Raw genomic sequence first — 4,360 nt, forward strand, 5'->3', positions numbered from 1 at the left:
GCTACACCCCCAACGACTTCGAGCTCGCTGAGCACGAGGGGCGCAGGTCCACGACCACCGGGCGCCCCTCGTGCTCAGCGAGCTCGAAGTCGTTGGGGGTGTAGCCGAAGGGCTCGAGGACCTCCTGCACGGGCTTGAGCCGGGCCTTGCGCAGGGAGTGGCGGTTGCTCTCGGGCCAGAAGGCGTAGTAGCGGCCCGGTTTGTTCGAGATCTCCAGGCCTTCGGGCAGCGCCTGGCGCTCCTCGAGGCGCCGCAGGGCGTTGCGGTAGCCCGCGAACACGGCCCGGGCCTCGGGGGTGTGCACGTCGAACCAGTACAGCTTGCCGTGCCGCCCTTCACAAGCGACCCGGAAAGCCTTGATAAACCCCTCCTGCCAGAGTTCCTCGAGCACCTCGTATTTGTCGGCGAGGTTGGGCACGCGGCGATTATACCGGGGGGTTCGATGAGCTGATGCTGAGACCCACGGGGCACCGGGCAGCGACCGGCGGCTCGGCCCCTGAGGCGGATCCCGAGGCCGGGCGGCCCGGGAATTTCCCGTCCTTCTCGCCCGCTCGCCGGGCGGGGTGCCGGTGCAGGTGCGTTGACTCTGGAAATGAGCTTGTTATCATGAAGGCCAAGTCATGACCCCCATCAGCCGGGTCGCCCACGCCTACGACCGCACGCGGTACCACCCGCCCGAGGTGTCGGGCCGCATTGCCACGGCCATCACCGCCCCCGTCGAGCGGGTCTTCCGCGAGCCGCACTTCCTCGAGGTCGGCGCCGGCACCGGCCGCATCGCGGTGCCCATCATCGCGCGGGGCTACCGCTACACCGCCCTCGACATCAACCCCGCCATGCTCGAGGTGCTGCGCAACAAGGTGGCCGGGGTCGCCCGCAAGGCCCGCCTCGTCGAGGGCGACGCCCGCGAGCTGCCCTTCGAGCGCGAGAGCCTGCACGCCGTGATCGTGGTGCATTTCTGGCACCTGCTCGACGACTGGCAGGTCGCGCTGCGCGAGTCGCTGCGGGTGCTCAAGCCGGGGGGCTTCCTGTTCGAGGGCTGGGACCAGTCGGAGGGCGAGAGCGAGGACTGGCGCATCCAGCAGAAGTGGGCCGAGATCCTCACGCGGCTGGGCTACCGCCTCGAGCGCGGCCGCCACCAGCAGCGCCTGGCCGAGGTCGAGCGCGCGCTCCGTCAGTCCGGCCTCGACCCCAAGGCCAAGCCGGTCGCCGACTGGATCGAGCCGCGCAGCCCGCGCTCGAGCCTCGAGATCATCCGCGACCGCCTCTACTCCTTCACCCAGGCCGTCCCCGAGGAGGTCTTCCGCCCCTCGGTGGCCGAGCTCGAGCAGTGGGTCATGGACACCTACCCCGACCCCGACCTCGAGTACCCCACCCACTGGAAATTCGTGGTGCGCGCGGCGCGGATGCCGTGAGGTCGGGTCGATGGCCGATGGCTGAACGCTAAACGCCCTTTCTCTACCCCCCTTAACAAGGGGGGCCAGGGGGGATGCTTCCATACGCCACGAGCCACATACCACAAGCTACAAGCCTTTTGCTGAAGGCTGATGGCTGACCGCTCACGGCCGCCTGCAGCAACGCCCCGGATCCGATACCCTACTCTTCATGAGCGACCCCCGCTACCCCATCGGCCGCTTCCAGGCTCCCCCCGTCATCACGCCCGAGGTACGGGAGGGGTGGCTGCAGGTCCTGGCCCAGACGCCGGCCCACTTGCGCGCGGCGGTGGAAGGGCTCTCCGAGGCGCAGCTCGACACGCCCTACCGTGAGGGCGGCTGGACGGTGCGGCAGGTGGTGCACCACGTTCCCGACAGCCACCTCAACAGCTACGTGCGCTTCAAGTTGGCCCTCACCGAGGAGGCCCCCGCCATCAAGCCCTACGACGAGCAGGCCTGGGCCCGGCTGGCAGACAGCCGCGACACCCCGGTCGAGGTCTCGCTGCGGCTGCTCGAGGCGCTGCACCGGCGCTGGGTCGTGCTGCTGCGGGGGCTGAAGGAGGAGGACTGGCAGCGCAGCTTCGTCCACCCCGAGTCGGGGCCGACCACCCTGGCCCGCGCCCTGGGGCTGTACGCCTGGCACGGCAGCCACCACGTCGCCCACATCACCGAGTTGCGCAAGCGCATGGGCTGGTGAGCGCGAGGACCGGGTGGCGGGGAGCTTTGTCCGGCAGGGCGAGGCGGTAAACTGACGGCGGTTATGGAACTCAACGTCGTCGGTCTGCGTGCAGCCCCCAAGGAAACCCTCGAGGACCTCCAGCAAGCCCTGCGGGGGGCCTCCTTCGAACGGCTCATCGTCACATTGGTCACCGACTGGCAGGACCAGCGGGGCAAGGCCCGCTACGCGGTGTTCGCCCGGGGCGGGGTCAAAACCCCGGTGCTGAGCCTCGACGCCTTCGGCCCGGCCTTCGGGGCGCCGGGCGACGACGCCCTGGCCGCGCTCGTGCAATGGCTGCAAGAGAAGGGCGTGACCCACTTTTACGAGGTGGTCCTGCCCCCCTCGGAGTACGCGGCCGTCTTCGTCGAGGACCCGGAGGCGGCGTACCAGCAGTTGGTCGCGGCGGCCAACCCCACCGACCCCGTGCTGTACCTCAAAAAGGGCTACACCAGCCGGACCTGATCCGAACGGCTGGGGCCGGTCAGACCGTAGAGACGTAGGAGGCGCCCAGCTCCCGCAGCCGCTGGGCCGCTTCCCGGCTGGCGCGGCGCATCACCAGCACCGAAGCCCCGTTGCGCAGGGCCTCGGCGATGATGCGGTCGTCGTCGCCGGGCTCGGCGGGCACCGCGCCCACGTCCTGCCCGAGCGGCGTGACCATGACGGCGGCCGACTGGGTCAGGTAGTTGCTGTTGCTCAGTCCCGCCGGGTTGGCGACCGCCAGCGGCCCGCTGATGGGGTTGCCGGTGTCGTTGCCGGGGGTGAGGATCTCGTAGTCCTCGGCGCCGAGTTCGCGGGTGGCGTTCTCGAGCGCCCGCTCGTCGTCGAATACCGCGAATAGCTTGGCCATGCCCGAGCTTAGCCGGCCGGCCTGACCGGCTTTTGAGGGCGGGCTGAGGAAGGACTGATCGTGTTTCCCACGAACACCCCCCGGGGGGTGTTTTAGCCGCCCAGCCAACCCGGCCGTGCGGGGTATTTGGCGAGAAGCGCTCTGAGCCCGGCTCAGTTGGGCGAGACGTGGGCGGCCCCGGCCTCGCGCAGGCGGTCGGGCAAGCCCTCGGCCGCCCGGTGGACGATGAGCACGTGCGAGCCGCTGCGCAGCGCGTCGGCGAACATGCGGGTCTCCCCCTCCGGCAGGCCCTTGCCGTGCAGCTCGTCCTCGAGCGTGGGCCCGCTGACTAAGCTCGCGGCCCCGGCAGGAACCCCCACGCCGACCGGGCTGCCCGGGTTGAGGGTCGCCCCCGCCACCACGGGGGCCGCGGGCAGGCCTCCCCCCGGCGGGGCCGAGGTGTCGTTGACGGGCGGCAGCACCTCGTAGTCGGCGTCGGCCATGCCGCGCGTGGCCTGCTCGAGCGCTTTTTCGTCGGCGAAGATAGCGAAAACCCTAGCCATAGCTGACCTCCTCGCCCCAAGGCTAGGCCGCCCGGCTGACCGGGGTTTGAGCGGGGGCTGAAGGAGGTCTGATCAGACGTTAAAGCCGAACATGCGCATCTGGCGCTTGCCGTCTTCGGTCATCTTGGCCGGGGTCCAGGGGGGGCTCCAGACGAAGTCCACGTTGACCGCGTTGACGCCGGGGAACTTCATGACCGCGATCTCGGCGTCGGCCTTGACGATGTCCTGGGCCGGGCAACCGATGGAGGTGAGGGTCATGATGATGTCCACGACCCCGTCCTCCTTGACCTCCACGTCGTAGACCAGGCCCAGGTCTACGATGTTGACAGGGATCTCGGGGTCTTTGACCACCTTCAGCGCCTCGAGCACCTGTTCCTGGGTGGGCAGTACCGCTTCGCTCATGCCGCCCAGTATAGCCAGCCCCTCCCGGCCCAATAGAGGGGCTTTTCACCCTATGGCTCGGGGGTATGGGGGGTCCGCCGTCGGATCCCTGGATCGGGCGCTACTGGACGGGGTAGTCGTGCTCGAGGTACTCCAGCACCCCCCGGGCGATGCCGTAGGCGATGCGGTCGAGGTAGAGCGGGTTGCGCAGGTTGAGGCCCTCGACGGGGTGGGTGACGTAGCCCATCTCCACCAGCACCGCGGGCACGGGGGTGTATTTGGTGACGAAGAAGTCGGAGGTGCGCAGGCCGCGGTTGGAGGCGGTGGTGCTGGAGAGCAGGTAGCCCATCAGCTTCGTCCCTAGGCTGCGGGAGAGCTCGGCCCGGCGGCCCTGGCTCAGCGAGAGCGGCGAAGCGGGCACGAGGACCGGGCGGGTGGGGGC

Annotated in this window: 8 protein-coding genes; 3 read left to right on the forward strand and 5 right to left on the reverse strand. The window is 69.7% G+C overall.

Annotated elements, in window-relative coordinates; translation table 11 throughout:
* Position 1: 1 nt before the first annotated feature.
* Positions 2-418: a hypothetical protein gene (locus Mterra_RS19260; protein ID WP_119316600.1), complete on the reverse strand. Its 417-nt coding sequence runs from the start codon at positions 416-418 to the stop codon at positions 2-4.
* A 202-nt stretch (positions 419-620) separates the two neighbouring features.
* Here Mterra_RS19260 and Mterra_RS19265 point away from each other — a divergent pair, with 202 nt between their 5' ends.
* The 3 genes from Mterra_RS19265 (at position 621) to Mterra_RS19275 (ending at position 2,610) form a co-directional block, all read left to right on the forward strand.
* Positions 621-1,412: a class I SAM-dependent methyltransferase gene (locus Mterra_RS19265; protein WP_119316601.1), complete on the forward strand. Its 792-nt coding sequence runs from the start codon at positions 621-623 to the stop codon at positions 1,410-1,412.
* 190 nt (positions 1,413-1,602) lie between these two features.
* Positions 1,603-2,127: a YfiT family bacillithiol transferase gene (locus Mterra_RS19270; RefSeq protein WP_119316602.1), complete on the forward strand. Its 525-nt coding sequence runs from the start codon at positions 1,603-1,605 to the stop codon at positions 2,125-2,127.
* 63 nt (positions 2,128-2,190) lie between these two features.
* A complete protein-coding gene (locus Mterra_RS19275) occupies positions 2,191-2,610 on the forward strand; it encodes a DUF3197 domain-containing protein (RefSeq protein WP_119316603.1) in 420 nt (139 codons plus the stop codon).
* A 19-nt stretch (positions 2,611-2,629) separates the two neighbouring features.
* Here Mterra_RS19275 and Mterra_RS19280 read toward each other — a convergent pair whose 3' ends face one another.
* From Mterra_RS19280 to Mterra_RS19295, 4 genes are all read right to left on the reverse strand, one after another.
* Positions 2,630-2,995, reverse strand: coding sequence for a hypothetical protein (locus Mterra_RS19280; protein ID WP_119316604.1), 366 nt, complete (start codon positions 2,993-2,995; stop codon positions 2,630-2,632).
* Between the two features lie 152 nt (positions 2,996-3,147).
* Positions 3,148-3,537, reverse strand: a complete 390-nt coding sequence (locus Mterra_RS19285; RefSeq protein WP_119316605.1) for a hypothetical protein — start codon at positions 3,535-3,537, stop codon at positions 3,148-3,150.
* 72 nt (positions 3,538-3,609) lie between these two features.
* Positions 3,610-3,939, reverse strand: a complete 330-nt coding sequence (locus Mterra_RS19290) for a metal-sulfur cluster assembly factor (protein ID WP_119316606.1) — start codon at positions 3,937-3,939, stop codon at positions 3,610-3,612.
* Between the two features lie 100 nt (positions 3,940-4,039).
* A partial coding sequence (locus Mterra_RS19295) for an N-acetylmuramoyl-L-alanine amidase family protein (protein ID WP_147372953.1) occupies positions 4,040-4,360 on the reverse strand: 321 nt, incomplete at its 5' end.

Origin of the sequence: Calidithermus terrae (genome assembly GCF_003574345.1) — a bacterium.
GTDB classification, from domain to species: Bacteria; Deinococcota; Deinococci; order Deinococcales; family Thermaceae; genus Calidithermus; species Calidithermus chliarophilus.

What these genes read in the sequence shown, in the direction of transcription:
- Mterra_RS19270 (WP_119316602.1), top strand. Translation starts at nt 1,603, where the DNA reads ATGAGCGACCCCCGCTACCCCATCGGCCGCTTCCAGGCTCCCCCCGTC.
- Mterra_RS19265 (WP_119316601.1), top strand. Translation starts at nt 621, where the DNA reads ATGACCCCCATCAGCCGGGTCGCCCACGCCTACGACCGCACGCGGTAC.
- Mterra_RS19290 (WP_119316606.1), bottom strand. Translation starts at nt 3,939, where the DNA reads ATGAGCGAAGCGGTACTGCCCACCCAGGAACAGGTGCTCGAGGCGCTG.
- Mterra_RS19285 (WP_119316605.1), bottom strand. Translation starts at nt 3,537, where the DNA reads ATGGCTAGGGTTTTCGCTATCTTCGCCGACGAAAAAGCGCTCGAGCAG.
- Mterra_RS19280 (WP_119316604.1), bottom strand. Translation starts at nt 2,995, where the DNA reads ATGGCCAAGCTATTCGCGGTATTCGACGACGAGCGGGCGCTCGAGAAC.
- Mterra_RS19275 (WP_119316603.1), top strand. Translation starts at nt 2,191, where the DNA reads ATGGAACTCAACGTCGTCGGTCTGCGTGCAGCCCCCAAGGAAACCCTC.